At 36.4% G+C, this 17,884-nt stretch carries 18 protein-coding genes and 1 pseudogene; 15 read left to right on the top strand and 4 right to left on the bottom strand.

Annotated elements, in window-relative coordinates; genetic code table 11:
• Nucleotides 1–106: 106 nt before the first annotated feature.
• The 10 genes from ACOH2D_RS03265 to ACOH2D_RS03220 all read left to right on the top strand — a co-directional run bounded on the left by ACOH2D_RS03265 (nt 107) and on the right by ACOH2D_RS03220 (nt 9,873).
• Nucleotides 107–1,213, top strand: a complete 1,107-nt coding sequence (locus ACOH2D_RS03265; RefSeq protein WP_449534344.1) for a PQQ-dependent sugar dehydrogenase — start codon at nt 107–109, stop codon at nt 1,211–1,213.
• Nucleotides 1,214–1,221: 8 nt separating this feature from the next.
• Entirely contained in the window at nt 1,222–1,620 is a 399-nt protein-coding gene (locus ACOH2D_RS03260; RefSeq protein ID WP_449534343.1) for a c-type cytochrome, read from the top strand.
• A gap of 50 nt (nt 1,621–1,670) precedes the next feature.
• Nucleotides 1,671–2,279 (top strand): uridine kinase, encoded by a 609-nt coding sequence (gene udk, locus ACOH2D_RS03255; protein WP_348036453.1) that lies wholly within the window; start codon nt 1,671–1,673, stop codon nt 2,277–2,279.
• The gene (locus ACOH2D_RS03250) at nt 2,280–2,597 is read left to right on the top strand and encodes an FtsB family cell division protein (protein ID WP_348036452.1); all 318 of its coding nucleotides are present in this window, start codon (nt 2,280–2,282) and stop codon (nt 2,595–2,597) included.
• The gene (locus ACOH2D_RS03245) at nt 2,590–3,960 is read left to right on the top strand and encodes a methylmalonyl-CoA mutase subunit beta (protein ID WP_449534342.1); all 1,371 of its coding nucleotides are present in this window, start codon (nt 2,590–2,592) and stop codon (nt 3,958–3,960) included. The genes ACOH2D_RS03250 and ACOH2D_RS03245 overlap by 8 nt, the downstream gene beginning before the upstream one ends.
• Before the next feature lie 16 nt (nt 3,961–3,976).
• Nucleotides 3,977–4,222: a hypothetical protein gene (locus tag ACOH2D_RS03240; protein WP_348036450.1), complete on the top strand. Its 246-nt coding sequence runs from the start codon at nt 3,977–3,979 to the stop codon at nt 4,220–4,222.
• Between the two features lie 301 nt (nt 4,223–4,523).
• Nucleotides 4,524–6,710, top strand: a complete 2,187-nt coding sequence (gene scpA / locus ACOH2D_RS03235) for a methylmalonyl-CoA mutase (protein WP_449534341.1) — start codon at nt 4,524–4,526, stop codon at nt 6,708–6,710.
• 88 nt (nt 6,711–6,798) lie between these two features.
• A complete protein-coding gene (locus tag ACOH2D_RS03230; RefSeq protein ID WP_449534340.1) occupies nt 6,799–8,361 on the top strand; it encodes a glycerol-3-phosphate dehydrogenase/oxidase in 1,563 nt (520 codons plus the stop codon).
• Nucleotides 8,362–8,681: 320 nt separating this feature from the next.
• Nucleotides 8,682–8,801: a hypothetical protein gene (locus tag ACOH2D_RS03225; RefSeq protein WP_348036456.1), complete on the top strand. Its 120-nt coding sequence runs from the start codon at nt 8,682–8,684 to the stop codon at nt 8,799–8,801.
• 409 nt (nt 8,802–9,210) lie between these two features.
• Nucleotides 9,211–9,873, top strand: coding sequence for a TrmH family RNA methyltransferase (locus ACOH2D_RS03220; RefSeq protein ID WP_449534339.1), 663 nt, complete (start codon nt 9,211–9,213; stop codon nt 9,871–9,873).
• On the opposite strand, the gene ACOH2D_RS03215 is transcribed toward ACOH2D_RS03220, so the two are convergent.
• The 3 genes from ACOH2D_RS03215 to ACOH2D_RS03205 all read right to left on the bottom strand — a co-directional run bounded on the left by ACOH2D_RS03215 (nt 9,870) and on the right by ACOH2D_RS03205 (nt 13,615).
• A complete protein-coding gene (locus ACOH2D_RS03215; RefSeq protein ID WP_449534338.1) occupies nt 9,870–10,643 on the bottom strand; it encodes a carboxypeptidase-like regulatory domain-containing protein in 774 nt (257 codons plus the stop codon). The two genes, ACOH2D_RS03220 and ACOH2D_RS03215, sit on opposite strands and share 4 nt — an antisense overlap.
• 234 nt (nt 10,644–10,877) lie before the next feature.
• Entirely contained in the window at nt 10,878–12,791 is a 1,914-nt protein-coding gene (locus tag ACOH2D_RS03210) for a DEAD/DEAH box helicase (RefSeq protein WP_348035422.1), read from the bottom strand.
• A gap of 245 nt (nt 12,792–13,036) precedes the next feature.
• Nucleotides 13,037–13,615: a non-canonical purine NTP diphosphatase gene (locus tag ACOH2D_RS03205; RefSeq protein WP_449534337.1), complete on the bottom strand. Its 579-nt coding sequence runs from the start codon at nt 13,613–13,615 to the stop codon at nt 13,037–13,039.
• A gap of 173 nt (nt 13,616–13,788) precedes the next feature.
• Between ACOH2D_RS03205 and ACOH2D_RS03200 the strand changes: the two genes are divergently transcribed.
• Nucleotides 13,789–14,088: an HPF/RaiA family ribosome-associated protein gene (locus ACOH2D_RS03200; RefSeq protein ID WP_348035420.1), complete on the top strand. Its 300-nt coding sequence runs from the start codon at nt 13,789–13,791 to the stop codon at nt 14,086–14,088.
• Between the two features lie 172 nt (nt 14,089–14,260).
• Here the strand turns inward: ACOH2D_RS03200 and ACOH2D_RS03195 are convergent.
• A pseudogene (locus tag ACOH2D_RS03195) lies at nt 14,261–14,449 on the bottom strand (23S rRNA (pseudouridine(1915)-N(3))-methyltransferase RlmH); the annotation flags it as partial.
• A 256-nt stretch (nt 14,450–14,705) separates the two neighbouring features.
• Here ACOH2D_RS03195 and ACOH2D_RS03190 point away from each other — a divergent pair.
• The 4 genes from ACOH2D_RS03190 (at nt 14,706) to ACOH2D_RS03175 (ending at nt 17,858) form a co-directional block, all read left to right on the top strand.
• Nucleotides 14,706–15,260, top strand: a complete 555-nt coding sequence (locus ACOH2D_RS03190; protein WP_348035419.1) for a hypothetical protein — start codon at nt 14,706–14,708, stop codon at nt 15,258–15,260.
• A gap of 201 nt (nt 15,261–15,461) precedes the next feature.
• Nucleotides 15,462–16,229, top strand: coding sequence for a LytR/AlgR family response regulator transcription factor (locus tag ACOH2D_RS03185; protein WP_348035418.1), 768 nt, complete (start codon nt 15,462–15,464; stop codon nt 16,227–16,229).
• Between the two features lie 104 nt (nt 16,230–16,333).
• A complete protein-coding gene (locus tag ACOH2D_RS03180) occupies nt 16,334–17,335 on the top strand; it encodes a sensor histidine kinase (RefSeq protein ID WP_348035417.1) in 1,002 nt (333 codons plus the stop codon).
• 196 nt (nt 17,336–17,531) lie between these two features.
• Entirely contained in the window at nt 17,532–17,858 is a 327-nt protein-coding gene (locus ACOH2D_RS03175; RefSeq protein WP_449534336.1) for a LuxR C-terminal-related transcriptional regulator, read from the top strand.
• Nucleotides 17,859–17,884 lie beyond the last annotated feature (26 nt).

Below are 17,884 nucleotides of genomic sequence, written 5' to 3'. Positions count from 1 at the left end.
GTGGTTATCTTTTGTATCGATTGCTTTATCGAAGGTGCAAATATATAGCTTTTCTTTAAATAGTAACGATAATTATTTCTAAATTTAAACATTAAACTCTAATTGTATGAAAATAAGAAGTTTTGTGGTGTTAATTGCTCTATTTATTGGAATGACGTCCTGTGCGCAGGATAAAAATCCTATTAATATGAATCATACTTATGAATTAGTCGTCTCTGATTTAACTATTCCTTGGGGAATTGTGTTTCTGCCCGACAATTCAATGTTAATCAATGAGAAGGAAGGGAAGATGATTCGTTTTAAAGATGGTGTTAAAACCGAAGTACAAGGCGTTCCAAAAGTGTATAACAGAGGTCAAGGCGGACTTTTGGATTTGGCACTTCATCCTAATTACAAAGAAAATGGTTGGATTTACTTCACGTATGCATCTTCTGAAGGGGAAGGCGAAGGCGGACATACAGCATTGATGCGCGCTAAACTTGATAATGATACGCTCGTAAATAAAGAATTGCTATACAAAGCCACACCAAATACAACTAAAGGGGAACATTTTGGCTCGCGAATTGTTTTTGATAATGATGGCTATCTCTATTTTACCATTGGTGAGCGTGGCAATAGAGATGAAAATCCGCAAGACATTACGCGAGATGGTGGTAAAGTGTATCGGTTAAATGATGATGGCTCTATTCCGAATGATAATCCGTTTGTAAATGAACCAAACGCGAAAAAGGCTATCTACTCTTACGGACATCGGAATCCTCAAGGTATGGTCGTAAATCCTGATACGGGTCAAATTTGGGTGCATGAACATGGACCTAAAGGTGGCGACGAAATAAATATCATTAAAAAAGGGGCAAATTATGGTTGGCCTGTTATAAGTTATGGTGTTAATTATAGTGGTACAAAATTCACTGATATTACTAAAAAGGAAGGCATGGAGCAACCCATTCATTATTGGGATCCATCCATTGCGCCTAGTGGAATGGCATTTATTACCAGTGACAACTATCCGGGTTGGAAAGGTAACTTATTAGTAGGATCATTAAAATTCAGTTATATGGATAAGGTGGTCCTTGCCGATGAGAAAGTGGTCAAGGAAGAGCGTCTTTTAGATGGATTGGGTCGCGTGAGAACGATCGTTCAAGGTCCTGATGGTTATGTATACGTAGGTGTTGAAAACCTGGGAATCGTTAAACTCTTACCTAAAAATTAGTGTTCAAAATGATTGGAATATTTGTGTTCTTAAGTCTTTTGCTTTCTTGCAATGACGCACCAAAACAAACTCCAGAACTTAAAGAGAGTATCGCGCGAGGTGCCCTAGTGTATGAGGATTTTTGTATGAATTGCCATATGCCCAAAGGCGAAGGTGTACCGAGTGCTTTTCCACCATTGGCAGATTCTGACTATTTATTGGGCAAACGCTTAGAAAGTATTAAGGCTGTTAAATATGGAATGTCTGGAGAAATTACCGTCAATGGAAATGTATATAATAGTTCCATGGCTGCGTTAGGACTCTCAGACGACGAAGTAGCAGATGTGATGAATTATATATTAAATTCATGGGGGAATGATGATGGTAAAATAGTAACCCCCTCTGAAGTTTCCAAAGTTCAGCAATAGTAGTTCTTAATAATTGGTTAAATTTGCCCTCAAAATCTAAACATTAAGGAATGCTGATTATAGGAATTGCAGGTGGTACAGGATGTGGTAAAACTACGGTTGTCAATCAAATTTTAACTGAATTGCCTGAAGGCGAAGTGGGCGTCATATCCCAGGATTCTTATTATAAGGATACGTCGCATTTAAGCTTTGATGAACGTGTGAAAATTAATTTTGACCATCCGCGTTCCATTGATTTTGAATTGTTGGAAAGCCATTTACAGGAGCTAAAAGAAGGTAGAGACATTCAGCAGCCGATATATTCATTTATAAAACACAACAGAACCGGTGATACTGTTTTGACGCATCCTCGAAAAGTAATGATTGTTGAAGGTATTTTGATTTTGACAAATCCAGAGTTGCGCGAAATGTTTGATATCAAGATTTTTGTGCATGCTGATAGTGATGAACGCTTGATCAGACGTTTGAAACGCGATATTTCTGAACGCGGACGTGACTTGGATGAAGTGTTGGCCCGATACAAAAACACTTTGAAGCCAATGCATCAGCAGTTTATTGAGCCAATGAAAGAATATGCAGATATTATTATTCCAAACAATAAGTACAACACTGTGGCTGTCGATATTGTGAAATCAATCATTAATGAACGTTTAGCATAGATGAATCGTAAATATTTAAAACCATTCAAAAATATGTATGTGATCATCTTTATGGTGTTCGCGGTATGGATGTTGTTTTTTGATGGCAATTCTTTTTTGATCCACCATGAATTAAATTCAGAAATGAACGCTTTGAAGAATGAACGTGACTACTACAAGAAAGAGATTATAAAGGATAAGAAAGGCATAAAAGCCTTGAGTACGGAAGAAGGTTTGGAACGATTGGCTCGCGAAAAATATTATATGAAGCGCGTGAATGAAGAAATTTATATTATCGAATACGAGGATAGTATAGAAAATCAAAATGATCATGACTAAAACGTTATTTGAAGATTTTTCTGAGGTCTCCTCCAAGCAATGGAAGCAACTCATTCAATATGACCTAAAAGGAGCCGACTATAACGAAACGCTTATTTGGAACACTGATGAAGGTATTCATGTGAAGCCTTTCTATCATGCAGATGAGTTTAAGGAACTCCCGAATGTATCGGATACAAAAGCTACGGAATGGCAGATATGCCAAGCCATATTCGTCGCCCATGTTGAAAAATCAAATCTTAAGGCGGTTAATGCGATCGAGCGGGGCGCGGAAAGTATCAAGTTTATTCTGCCTTCTGAAGAAATTTTAGTAAAAGACCTTTTGGTTAATATCAATTTAGCGAAAGTTGCTGTTTTTTTTGAATGTCAATTTATATCTTCAAAATTTGCAAAGCAATTTTCATTCATCCCAAGTAAGGGAAACAAACATATTCAAGTCGATATTATTGGGCATCTTGCCAAAACAGGAAATTGGTATAACAATCTGAAATCAGATTTTAGCGAATTTGAAGCCATTATAAAGCATACCAAAACCTTTACCGTAAATCTGCGATTATACCAAAATGCGGGTGCCAATATGGTGCAGCAATTGGCCTACGCTTTAGCGCACGCCAATGAGTATCTCAATTATTTAGAAAGTCTATTGACGAGTTCAGCGAAGGAGTCCTTTGAAGTCATCTTCAATGTTTCGGTAGGCACCAATTATTTTTTTGAAATCGCAAAACTTCGAGCGTTGCGGGAATTATGGCGAACGTTGGCAGAGGCTTACGGTTTTAATACCGAATGTTTTATTGTTGCGATCCCAACGAAACGCAACAAAACCCTTTACGATTATAATACCAATATGTTGCGTACGACCACCGAATGTATGAGTGCAGTTCTTGGTGGCGCGAATACAATTTCTAATTTGCCATACGATGCCATTTATCATAAGGACAATGAGTTTGCAGAACGTATTTCAAGAAATCAATTGTTGGTTTTAAAGCACGAAAGCTATTTTGATAAGGTAAATAATCCAGCAGATGGCGCTTACTATATCGAAAGTATAACAGAACAATTAGCAGAAAAAGCCTTGGTACTTTTCAAGGATATCGAAGCTAACGGCGGATTTTTACAGCAGCTAAAGGAAGGCACGATTCAAAAGAAAATAAAAGAAAGCGCAGCCAAAGAACAAGAACAGTTTGATAAAGGCGAATTGATTTTGTTAGGCACCAACAAACATCCTCATGCGGATGATAAAATGAAGCATGAATTGGAGTTGTATCCTTTCGTTAAAAAAAATCCTGTCAAAACCTTGATAGAGCCTATTATTGAAAAGCGTTTGGCGGAAGCTGTCGAGCAAAAAAGATTGGAAAACGAGTGAATTAAATAATCATAATATGGAAGCTCTAAGAAAAATTGTAAGCGTAAAAAATCGTACGATTAATATCGTCCTTCCAGATGATTTTGATGCTAGTGAAGTAGAAGTTATTATTTTTCCATCTAATAAATCAGATAGAGACGAATATAAAGTTCCACAATGGCAGATTGATCGTGTCAGAGAGCGTACCGATAAATATTTAAAGAATCCGAATGATGTTGACGAAATCAATGATTTTTTAAAAGAAATAGAAGATGAATTATAGCGTAGTGATTCTTCCTGAAGCAAAACTTGAATTTAAGGAAGCGATCTCTTATTATAAAAATATAAATCCTAAGCTTTCTGATAGGTTTTTTGATTCTTTTAAAGAAAGTCTCAATAATATTAAAAGTGAGCCCTTACTTTTCAATTGTGATATGATAATGTAAGAATAAAAATGCTTAGAACATTTCCCTATCTTATTCATTATCTTATTCATTGTTAGATTTATGAGTCTAAAATTGTGATTAAATTGATATGTCATTCGTCAAAAGACAGTGATATTGATATCTTTTAAACAAAAAGTTATGAGTAGAAAGAATTTGCAACATATCGAATTGAACCGAAGACGGATGACGGATGACGGAAGAACGAGTTTAGAATCTAGTAAACTCGAAACTTTAAACGAGAAACCAGAAACTTTCCACACGGCAGAAGACATCGATATCAAATCCACTAACGGCAAGGAAGATATAAAGGACCTCGAGCATCTCAATTTTATTGCTGGAATCGCACCAAACCTTCGCGGACCCTACTCGACCATGTATGTTCGCAGACCTTGGACAATTCGTCAATACGCTGGTTTTTCAACGGCAGAAGAAAGTAATGCGTTTTACCGACGCAATTTGGCTGCAGGACAAAAGGGATTGTCGGTAGCCTTTGATTTGGCCACGCATCGCGGTTATGATTCTGACCATGATCGTGTGGTGGGCGACGTTGGTAAAGCTGGTGTTGCCATTGATACCGTTGAGGATATGAAAATTCTCTTTGATCATATTCCTTTGGATAAAATGTCGGTTTCCATGACCATGAATGGCGCGGTTTTGCCCATTTTGGCATTTTATATTGTGGCAGCTGAAGAACAAGGCGTAAAGCCTGAACAATTGGAAGGGACGATCCAAAACGATATTTTAAAGGAATTTATGGTACGGAATACTTATATCTATCCGCCAACACCTTCCATGAAAATTGTTTCTGATATTTTTGAATATTCCAGTAAATTCATGCCGAAGTTCAATAGCATCAGTATTTCTGGATACCACATGCAAGAAGCAGGCGCTACGGCCGATATTGAATTGGCCTATACCTTAGCAGATGGATTGGAATATATCCGGAAAGGTCTTGAAGCGGGCATGGACATTGATACGTTTGCACCACGTTTATCTTTCTTTTGGGCCATAGGGATGAACCATTTCATGGAAATTGCCAAAATGCGCGCTGCCCGAATGTTATGGGCAAAAATGGTAAAACAATTCCATCCTAAAAACGACAAATCACTCTCGTTACGTACCCATTCCCAAACTTCGGGATGGAGTTTGACCGAGCAGGATCCGTTTAATAATGTGGCAAGAACTACTATTGAAGCGGCAGCAGCAGCGTTTGGAGGGACTCAAAGTTTACATACCAATGCCTTAGATGAAGCGATTGCACTGCCAACCGATTTTTCAGCACGAATTGCACGAAATACACAACTTTTTCTTCAATTGGAAACCCAAATCACTAAGACGGTTGATCCTTGGGGAGGAAGTTTTTACGTTGAAAAACTGACACACGATATCGCTGTAAAAGCTTGGGCTCTGATCGAGGAAGTTGAAGAACTTGGAGGCATGACGAAAGCCATTGAAGCAGGCATTCCAAAATTGCGGATTGAGGAAGCAGCGGCACGTAAGCAGGCACGAATTGATTCTGGTCAGGATATCATCGTGGGCGTAAATAAGTACAGATTAGAAAAGGAAGATCCGATTACAACTCTTGAAGTCGATAATCAAACGGTCAGACTTTCGCAGATTGAACGATTAAATAGAGTGAAGGCTGAACGGAATTCTGGTAAAGTAGCACAAGCTTTGGCTAATTTGACGGAAGCCGCTAAAAATATTATAAATTCGGATCGAGGCTCTGATGAGAATTTGTTAACTTTAGCAGTAGATGCGGCAAGAGAGCGCGCTACTTTAGGCGAAATTAGTGATGCACTTGAAGTAGCATTCGGTCGTTATAAAGCTCAGATTAAATCATTTTCAGGCGTGTATAGCAAAGAAATAAAAGACGATAGTTCGTTCAAAAAAGCACGGGAACTTGCCGATAAGTTTGCAGAGCAAGATGGTCGTCGTCCGCGTATCATGATTGCCAAAATGGGGCAGGACGGTCACGACAGAGGTGCCAAAGTAGTCGCCACAGGCTATGCGGATGTTGGTTTTGATGTGGATATTGGTCCGCTGTTTCAAACTCCAAAAGAAGCTGCTAAACAGGCGGTTGAAAATGATGTCCATATTCTGGGCGTGTCTTCACTGGCCGCAGGTCATAAAACTTTAGTCCCGCAAGTCATTCAGGAATTGAAAAACTACGGTCGCGAAGATATTATGGTCATTGTCGGAGGAGTCATTCCTAAACAGGATTACCAATATTTATTTGATGCAGGAGCTGTTGCCATATTTGGTCCTGGAACGAAAATTAGTGATGCAGCCATTCAAATGTTGGAGATTTTGTTAGATGAATAGCGCTTTTCTAAAAGGATTTTATTCTATAGTACTTTCGTTTTTACCAATCCTCATTTTAAATTGAAAACTTATTAAACATAGACCATTAGTGTTCGATAGAGCCTCCTTATTACACCAGTTGGAAAATAACAGCGATTGGGATGTTATTGTTATTGGAGGTGGAGCAACTGGTTTGGGCGTGGCTTTGGATAGTGTGACGCGCGGCTACAAAACACTGCTTTTGGAACAGTCTGATTTTGCAAAGGGAACGTCTAGTAGAAGTACCAAACTCGTTCATGGCGGCGTACGCTATTTGGCACAAGGCAATATTGATTTGGTCAAAGAAGCCTTGTATGAAAGAGGTTTGCTATTGAAGAACGCTTCGCACTTGGTCAAGAATCAGACATTTATTATTCCGACTTATAAATGGTGGAACACTTTGTTTTACACCATTGGTTTAAAAACCTATGATCTTTTAGCTGGAAAGTTGAGCTTCGGGAAATCCATGAGAATGTCTAAAGAAGAAACATTTTCAAGACTTTCGACTATTAAAAAGGAGCATCTTAAAGGTGGCGTAGTCTATCATGACGGACAATTTGATGATGCGCGATTAGCAGTCAATATTGCCCAGACCGCTATCGAACAAGGTGCGACGATTTTGAATCATTTTAGAGTCATTCAATTGCAAAAAGATGCGAATGGCAAACTTAATGGAGTTACGGCAATTGATCATGAGTCGCACAAAGAATACATCTTAAATACAAAAGTAGTCATCAACGCGACAGGCGTGTTCACAGATGAAATCCTAAAAATGGATAATGCGGATGCTAAAAATACGGTAAGACCAAGTCAAGGCATTCATTTGGTGTTAGATCGCTCATTTTTGCCAGGTAAAGATGCCATCATGATTCCAAAAACAACAGATGGACGGGTTCTTTTTTTGGTGCCTTGGCATAATAGAGTAGTGGTAGGAACTACGGATACCTTATTGGACAGCCATAGTTTGGAGCCAAAACCCTTGGAAAAGGAAATTGATTTTATTTTGGAAACCACAAATGCTTATTTGAATAAAACCGTTACTAGAGCTGATGTATTGAGCATCTTTGCAGGATTACGTCCGTTGGCAGCTCCAAAAAATCCTTCAGAAAAAACAAAAGAAATTTCAAGAAGCCATAAAGTAATTGTTTCTGAATCGGACTTAATTACCATCACAGGTGGAAAATGGACCACCTATAGATGCATGGCACAAGACACCATGAAAAAGGTCATTGCTATGGGGAAATTGCCTTATACCGTGTGTCTGACCAAACATCTTAGAATTCATGGTGCTGATGGTGCTACAGATTATACTAATCATCTTTATATTTATGGAACTGATCAAAAATTTATTGACCAACTAATTAAAGAATCTCCAGAATTAGGCGAAAAATTGCATCCGCGTTTAGAATTTTTAAAGGCCGAAGTGGTTTGGGCAGTTACCAATGAAATGGCACGAACGGTTGAAGATGTTTTGGCCAGGCGTGTGCGTATCTTGTTTTTGGATGCCAAGGCTGCTCAAGAAGTTGCACCACAAGTGGCTGAAATTCTTACAAAATATTTAGGTAAAGACGAGGATTGGAAGCAATCACAGATAGAGGAGTTTACGCATTTAACAACTCAATATATTTTATAGGAGCTTATTTTTTTTTTAACGCAAGGACGCTAGGTTTTTTGCAAAGATCGAAAAGAAAATAAACGACATTTAAGAATTATAGTTTCACAGTCATTGTTGTCCGATAAAAAAGGAGCCCTTAAAAATGGCTACTTGAATAATATCGTAAATTAGAGTTGCAAAATTCAAAATACGATGAGTAAAAGTAATTATTATTCTAGTAAATCTGTTTTCGGACAGCTGATTTCTTTAATAGACGATTCTTTGGTAAGAAAAGAGGTCAAAAAATTTGAGTCAGACCTTACACCAAACGATTTACTACAAAAGACCATTTGATAAGTATGCTTTTTTGTTCATTTTCAAAGAGTATATCACTTCGAGTAATATCTATTGCAATGCTTGGTCTATCAGGAAAAACGGATGGTTTTCAGTTAAATCCTATTCTAAAAAAGCGCAATTGAACATTTTCAAATTTGGTCAGCTTCTGTAAAAACCATCTTTTAAATTACAACAATTTGATGAAATTTCTAGAAAACCCGGAAAAAGACTGGATTAATAAAGCTGAGCAAGAACAATTATCTTTTAATTGGTAGCCTGTTTTTGAAAAATAATAAAGCGCAGAGATTAAGAGGCTGGTAGTCAGATAAGTGAAAAATAAATTCAAGTGGTTTTATCTTTTATCGGACATTAATAAATTTGTTTATTAGTAAGTTTTAATTTTTAGTCTTCAATTTGATCTTCCAATCGGTCCGACCCATCCAAATCCAATTCAATTATTTTGCTCACAGTTATTGTTAAAAGAAAATATACAAAGATATTTTGGGTGTGCCTTGTTATTGTTTCGTTAATTTGCCGAATATAAATTTTTCAATGATTGACCTCCATCTTTTAGAGCATTTAGAAACTTACCTTACCCCAGAAAGAAAAGTACGATTCGATACCGTTCTTCCAAATCGGACGAAACATTTTACCGTGGCCACAGAAGATGTGTACCAATTACACAACACGAGTGCAGTCATTCGGAGTTGTGATGTTTTTGGGATTCAGGAAGTCCATATTGTGGAAGAGCGAAATTCCAAACGCATTGATCGTGAAATTGCAATGGGCTCTCAAAAATGGGTGGATTTACAAAGATTTCATACCGTGAAAGACTGTATTCAGAATCTAAAAGAAAATGGCTATCAAATTGTCGCCACAACACCTCACGAAAACGAGCAGGTACTTGCCGATTTTGATATCAGTAAAAAGTCTTGTTTTTTCTTCGGAAGAGAGACGGAAGGTTTGTCACAAGAGGTTTTGGACGCTGCCGATTGCTATTTGAAAATTCCGATGGTCGGCTTTACCGAGAGTTTGAATATTTCGGTTTCCGCCGCAATAATCTTACAGGATGTCACAAATAAATTACGGAAATCGGATGTTAAATGGCAGTTATCTGAACATGAACAATTAGAAAAGCGATTGGATTGGATCTCAAAAACCTTGAAAAGTTATGATGAGATCGTGACGCGTTATTACAAAAACAAAAAGGATTAATTATTCCTCTTTTTACTTCTGCTCAGCACTTTGTATTCTTCGTAGCATTCGTTGATGGCATCCAAAATCTGGAGGTCATTAGCCGTTTGAATAAAATCTCTGGAGTAGTTGCATTGACTGACAATTTCATCTAAATCTAATCGATCTACTTCTAGTAAAACCATCAACATTTCACGATCAAAACGAGCTGCGAGCAAGTTTCTGATTTCATCGTCTTGTTTCATTTGTTTTAACTTCCGAAGCTGATTGCCTTTTTTGCCAAACATATTGTATAAGAAGTCGGCAGGATTAAAAATGGCTCCCAAAGCTTTGTTTATAGCGCCTGTGGTTCCGCCTTCATATCCTGTTGTGGATAAACCAGAAATACTATAGCGATAATTGGTTCTTACCGGAACTTGTTTGATATCGACCTCTAAAAAACCCGTAAGTCTTAATTGATTGACGACGACTTCTTCAAGAGCAAGCGCCAGTTCGGTCATTTCAATTTTGGTTTCCCCAAATTTTAGCCAGTCGTTGGTTACTTTTACTTTAATGGATTTATAACCCAAAAACGAAAAATGCAAAGTATCATTAGCAATGGACTTGATTTCAAACTCACCTTTATTGTTTGTGGTCGTGCCAATAACTTGATTTAAGTTGACGATATTGACGCTCTCCAAAATTTCATTTGTACTTGTACTATAGACCACACCTTTAACAGAAGAGGGTGTTTGGGCCACACTTAGTGAAGAAATGAATAAAAAAGCAGTAAGTATTAGTAGGTGCCTCATTGATTTATTTAATCGTTAAAAATAAGAAACTAAACTTAGATACATCACTAAATATGGTAATTTTCATATAAAATTAACGTTAGGGAAAAGGCATAAGTAATCAGGTATTAACTAAAGCGTAACAATGAATTTCATAAAATAAAAAAAACGAAGCGAAAAGTTTAAACTTCCCACTTCGTTTTATATTATTAAATTACGAATTTCAAATTTTGTCATCCGTCATCTGTCTTGCTACTAGTCTCTGCGTCTTGAAACTTTCGGTCTAGAGAAATTTGAATCCGATGATTTCTCCCCTACACCAGCTCCAGCACGCCTGTCGCGTCTGTTTGGGCCAGCACTTTCTGCTCCTGAACGTCTTGGTCTAGAAGAATCAGAAGAAGTTCTTCTGTCACTTCTTCCGCCACCAGATCCGAAATCGCCTCCAGAACGTCTTTCACCTCTCGGTTTAAAATCGCCACCTTCTGAACGTCTTCCGCCGCCGCCGCTAGGACGTCTTTTGTTTCTGCTGGTTCCGCCACCTTGATCTTCACTCACTTCAACATTTACAAAACGACCGTTGTGTTTGTAGTCAGTAAAGAAAGCCAATACTTTTTCCTGCAATCCTTTTTCAGTATTGAAGAAAGAGAAACTTTCCTTAACATCAACTTTAAAGACATCATCTCTTCCAAGTTCAAGAATTTCTTTTAAGTAATCCTTTAAACTCATCCAGTCATAGCCGTCTTTTTTACCAACATTGATAAAATAACGTGAGGAATCATCTCCATTGCCATAATCACGTCCAGAGTCGCGTCCAAAATCATCTTCTCTATCACTTCCGCGTGATTCAGATACCGATAAGTTTTTTGATTTATTATAGTAGTTAAAAAATCTTGTAAACTCAACCGAAAAGAATTTTTGAATCAATTCTTCTTTGGTCGTATCCTCAAGTAATTCGTTGATACTGCCTAAATATTTTTCAATTTCAGGATTGATTTCTGTCTTGTGGATTTTATTTGCCAAAGACATTAATTGTACTTCACAAATTTCCATTCCATCCGGAATGTCTTTTTTCACGAAGCTTTTATTGATAATGCGCTCGATACTTTTGATTTTGCGCAATTCACTTTTAGAAACAATAACGATAGAAACCCCAGTTTTACCTGCACGTCCTGTTCTACCTGAACGGTGTGTATACGTTTCGATTTCATCAGGTAATTGGTAGTTGATAACGTGTGTAATGTTGTCCACATCAATTCCACGAGCGGCAACATCAGTAGCCACCAACATTTGGATTTGATTTTTACGGAATGAGTTCATGACCATATCACGTTGGTTCTGGCTCAAATCGCCATGTAGAGCACCAGCGCTATAGCCATCTTCAATTAATTGTTCCGCCACTTTTTGCGTATCGCGTTTGGTACGACAGAAAATCACTGAGAAAATATCAGGATGTGCATCAGCCAAACGTTTTAAGGCTTGGTAACGGTCACGAGAATTCACTAAATAATATTCGTGGGATACTTGATTGGTACTTTCATTTTTATTACCAACTGTAATTTCAACTGGCGAATTCATGAATTTTTTAGCAATATTCGACACTTCTTTAGGCATCGTTGCTGAAAATAACCAGGTATTTTTGTCTGCTGGAGAATGGGAAAGAATATCTGTAATATCCTCATAGAAGCCCATGTTCAACATCTCATCAGCCTCATCAAGTACGGCGTATTCAATTTTAGAAATGTCAACCATATTACGGTTAATCATATCTTTCATACGACCTGGTGTAGCAACAATAATTTGTGCGCCTCTTTTTACTTCACGAGCTTGATCCGTAATACTTGCACCACCATAAATAGCAACAACATTAAATCCTTTGCAGTATTTTCCGTAGTTTTTTAATTCGTTGGTAATTTGTAAACAAAGTTCACGTGTAGGAGAGATGATCAAGCCTTGAGTGGTTCTGCTTTCAATGTTGATTTTTTGCAACATAGGAAAGCCAAACGCCGCAGTTTTACCTGTTCCTGTTTGCGCTAAAGCCACTAAATCAGTGTCTTGCTCTAATAAAATTGGAATTGCTTTTGCTTGGACATCACTTGGCGTTGTAAAGCCAATATCACTAATAGCACGTAATAGGTCGTCATTAAGACCTAAATCTTGGAATGTGTTCATTCGATTTAATAAGTATTCGATTATGTTCTTTGGTGTTACAACAGAAGCGAATCGACTTACTTAACCTAAACTTCCAGTAACACATCCTCACCTTGAGGAAAATTTCAAGGTGCAAAACTACGATTTATTTTTTTTACTACAATTTATTTTTTATGTTTTTTTCAGAAAGGATAAAAATAGTCATTTCGGCTTTGATTTTTAGCTATCAAAATGTTATGATACTTGGTCTTGAAAATAGTAGAAGATTACTGTTGCATATTTAAGAATTGTACCAGTAATTGCACCGCTTTTCCACGGTGGCCGATGCGGTTTTTTTCTTCCAAAGAGATTTCCGCAAATGTTTTGTCATAACCTTCAGCTTTAAAAATAGGATCGTAGCCAAAACCTTGGTCACCCATTTTATCCATTGTGATTTCTCCTTTACAAATCCCGGTAAATAAGTGTTGTTTCCCCTGAAACTCCAATGCAATTACCGTTTTGAATTGGGCATTTCTGTTAGATTCGTTGTTTAGATTCTTAAGGATTTTTTGAATATTATCTTCTGAGTTGCGCTGTTCGCCAGCATATCGTGCCGAATATACGCCAGGTTCTCCGTTAAGAGCGTCAACTTCTAATCCTGTATCGTCCGCAAAACAATCATAACCGTAATGCTTCTTAATGTACTCTGCTTTTTGGATGGCATTACCTTCTATAGTGTCTTGGGTTTCTGGCACATCTTCAACACAACCAATGTCAGCAAGACTCAATAGTTTTATGTGTTCTGGAATTAGGCTTTGAACTTCCTTGAGTTTGTTGAGATTATTGGTGGCAAAAACGAGTTGCATAGTGAAATTGATTTTTGAATTGGATCGGTTAATATAATGTAAAATTTAGAATCTGTTTTTATGACTTCAAGAGTTACATAAGAATTTTAAATTTAAGCTTAATTTATGATTTATGTCATTAGGTCTTTCTTTTTAAACCCTTAATTTAGTCCTATAACTTAAAAATAATAGATATGACAATTAACATCCAATTTATAAACTTAGATTACAGTGATTCACTTGCAGCCTTCACTAAAGAAAAATTAAATAAACTCGCTGATAAATACGAATGGTTGATTAGCGCTGATGTGTTTTTCAAAGAAGAAGGTACTAATCCTGAAAAAGGAAAAATTTGTAATATTAAATTAAGTCTTCCAGGGCCTCAAATATTTGCAACTTCTGATGAAAAAAATTATGAAATGTCGGTAAAAGAGACAATTAGTGATTTGGAAATTCAGCTAAAAAAGAGAAAACAGACGCTTTTGGCACACTGATTTAGGTATGAGGGAATAGGGATTAGGTATTATGAGAAGTCGAAATTGAATTTGAGGTTGAAATTGAAAAATTAGTTTAAACTTAAACTTGAACTCGAAACCTGAAGCTTGCTTGCTCGTCCGTAGCTTTAGCGAAGGCGGGAAACCTCAAACCCCAAACCTCCAACCTATTTCAGCGATGAAAATAAGGTTCATTTCTTAAAATAGTAAAAGCATGATACAATTGTTCGATCATGAACAAGTGGATCATTTGATGGGAAAAAGTCATTTTAGATAATGATATTTTCCCATTTGCTTTTTCATAAACTTCTGATGATAAATCCTTGAAACCACCCGTCGCAATGCCGGTGGGTTGTTTTTTTTAAATTTTTATCCATTTAAGTTTAGTATGGTTTCAATAAAAAGATTGATGTAAATCAAAGTCGTAAAAATTCCCAACCGAATTCAAAATCTATAAAATTGGTTTAATTCAGATCTAAGACTGTTGATTATCAAAATTTAGCTATTCATATCATTTCATGATTTTCGAAGACTTTTTCAAATAATTTAGTGGTTGTAAAAGAGTGATCATCAATTTACAATCAAAAAACGAATAGTAATCTTAAATTTTATTTATCATGAAAACTTTAATTTTTTTATCAGTATGTGTGTTATGGGCTTCGATTGGTCAAGCTCAAGAAATCACGAAATTAGATGAGGTAAAAGTTAAATATTCTCCTCTAAATGCAGATATAACCCAAAATGGTTCGGTTTTTACAATTAAAATCAAACCTCGTGGGGTACATGAATTCGTGAATAATCCGATAGGGTTTTTGAATGAGAATTTTGACATCCGTAAATTTATCAATTTGGTTAGCCATGAGGAATATGAATCCTATTCAGTAGAGCTTAGAAGTTCAAAAGGATTTATGGTCGCTAGTTATGATGGGGAAGGCAATTTGATTTCTACTCAACAAAATTTCAAAAACATCCTAATGCCGCGCCATTTAAGATTGCAAGTTTATAACTCCTATAAAGGTTGGGATTTGATTAAAAACAAATATATAGCAAGCACAAAAGGAATAATTTTGGATAAAGCCGTCTATAAATTAACGTTGAAAAATGGAAATCAAAAACGTAATATAACATTCGATGCTTTGGATAAGGATTATGGCGTAGTAGCTAACAATTAAAAAATTGAACAAAGTTTTGGCAGTTAATTAAGGTCACCAAATCATTATGGTCATCAGATTATGGTCTGATGACCTCTTTGATTAAATTAATTTTGAATGTACTTCCGATTATTTATTTATGAATAATTTATAACTCAGTTGGATGAGATTAAATAACTTTAAATTACTTTTAGATAGCTATTAATTTTCGCACCTTAGATTATGAAAGCATTGGTCATAGATGACGAAGAACTGGCGCGTAAAAGAGTTCTGAAATTATTGGAAACAGTGCCTCAAATTGAAGTGCTTGGGGAATGCTCAAATGGTAAAACCGCAATAATTTCCATCGATAAACTTCAGCCAGATCTTATTTTCCTTGATATTAACATGAAGGACATGAATGGGTTTGAAGTGCTCCAAAAAATGAAAATATCTCCAAAACCTATTGTAATCTTTGTCACGGCTTATAATAACTATGCTTTGAAAGCTTTCGAAGTGGAGGCGTTTGACTTTTTGCTAAAACCATTTAAGGACCAACGTTTTTTTAGGATTATAGACAGGGTTTTAAAAACTTCAAAGTCAGAGGCTGATGCTAACTTCAAAAAACGATTTGAAGAGTTGTTCCATTTTTACAGCATGAAATCGGGAAAAGTCCCGATGCCGACAAAATTCCTGATTAGGCAAGGCAATAAAACCATCTTAATCAATCCTTTGGATATCATGTACATTACTTCTTCAGGATATTATGTGGAGATTTTTGTTGCGAATAAAAAGTACATGTTGCGTGAAGCATTGACCAAACTCTGTGATGGACTTGACGAAGCTGTTTTTTTTAGAATCCATAGATCGAGCGTCGTAAATATAAATTTTGTTAGAGAAATTGTGCATTCTAGTTTTTCTGAAATTGACGCCAAAATGACCGATAATAAAATGTTGCGCATAAGTAAATCTCATAAAAATGAATTTCTTGAAAAAATAGGAATATCATGAACTTCTTCAATAAAAAAAGACAATTTATAGACCTGAATCTCGTTTTGCTTTTGGCTGGTTTTTATCTTCTTTTTTACCTCGTTTTGATTGCAAAAATACTTTACATGGAATCCATTGGGAATGAGGGCATGTCGTCCTCATTGCGTGATTTTTTAATCTATAATCCATTTCTCGATTATATTATCGTGGTGAGCTATATGACGTTTATAGCCGTGAGCACCAAGCGGTTTTTAAATAAAAATTATTCTTGGGTTAAAATTATTTCTATCCATACGGTCTTATCGCTTTTTATTGGAATGGTCATACGTCTTATTACCGATTTGCAAAGTTGGCTAAAAGGAATGTTTACCATATCTGAATACGACATTCAATATAGTATTTATAGGTTTATGAACGTAATTGAGTTGAACTTTTTGACCTATTTTGCCATGGTTTTTATCGTTTATACTTATTATTATTTAAAACAGGTGAAAGAAGCTGAGAAGAAACAAAATCAACTGGAAGCACAATTGGTAAATACCAGAATTAAAATGCTTTCATCACAAATGCAACCACATTTTTTGTTTAATACCCTAAACTCGATTGCTGTCTTAACAGATATTGATCCTGGTAAGGCCAAAGATACGATTGCCGATTTGAGTGATTTTCTTAGAGAAATACTTAAGGACAATGGGGGTCATACCATAAGGCTTGAAAAGGAACTTCGAATTCTTGAATATTATCTCAATATTTTAAACGTAAGGTTTTCAGATCATTTAGTTATAAAAAAAGAGATTGATGAAGCTTTACTTCAATATAATGTGCCCACACTATTACTTCAGCCAATTATAGAAAATTCAATTAAGCATGGTTATTCGTATGATCATACAGAGTTGGAGATACTCATTAAAATTTATGCTGAAAACGAGCAATTGGTGATTATAGTTGAAAATAATGGTGCGTTGTTAAAAGATAGTCCAACTGCCTTATTTAAAAAGGGAATTGGTTTATCAAATATAAACGACAGGTTGCGCAATCTTTATGATGAGAATTATATATATGAAATCAAAAACAAGGATGACCAATCTGGAGTGGAAACCATTGTTAAAATTCCCAGGAGTAATTAGTGTTGATTACTTCGGTTCGATTTGTGCCATTGATTTCGGTTTCATAGTGCCAGGCATTTCGGTTCAAACTGTGCCATTTTTGCCTGTTTGGTAAAAGCCTATAGTGGTTCGATTTGTGCCATATTTCGATCTGGTCCAACTGTACCGACTTTGAAAGATCAAGTATTAATTACCTTATCGCTTAAAAGTATGCGATATGGCCAACACACTTGATCCAATGGACTTAAAACAAATCATTTCCCTATATATTGATGGGTTTAGCAACCGTAAAATAGGTGCTACCCTAGGGATATCCCGCAATACGGTAAACAATTATATGCGCCTGTTCAAGGCCAGTACCCGTTCTTTAGAAGAACTGCTGGCCAGTGACAATGTTGCCCTTGAGGCGCTCTTTCCTTCCAGCACCACCATAGCCAATCCCCGTTATGAGGAGCTCATGCTGTATTTTGATGGTATCAAGAAAGCGCGGAACCATCCTGGGTTTACCTTTTTGTTCGTATCCCCCCGAGCAACTGCATCTTGATTAATGCAATAAGATTATTCAGGTAG

It is taken from the genome of Gelidibacter sp. (assembly GCF_053579655.1).
Note: the sequence above shows the minus strand (reverse complement) of the source record. Positions and strands in the feature narration are given on the sequence as shown.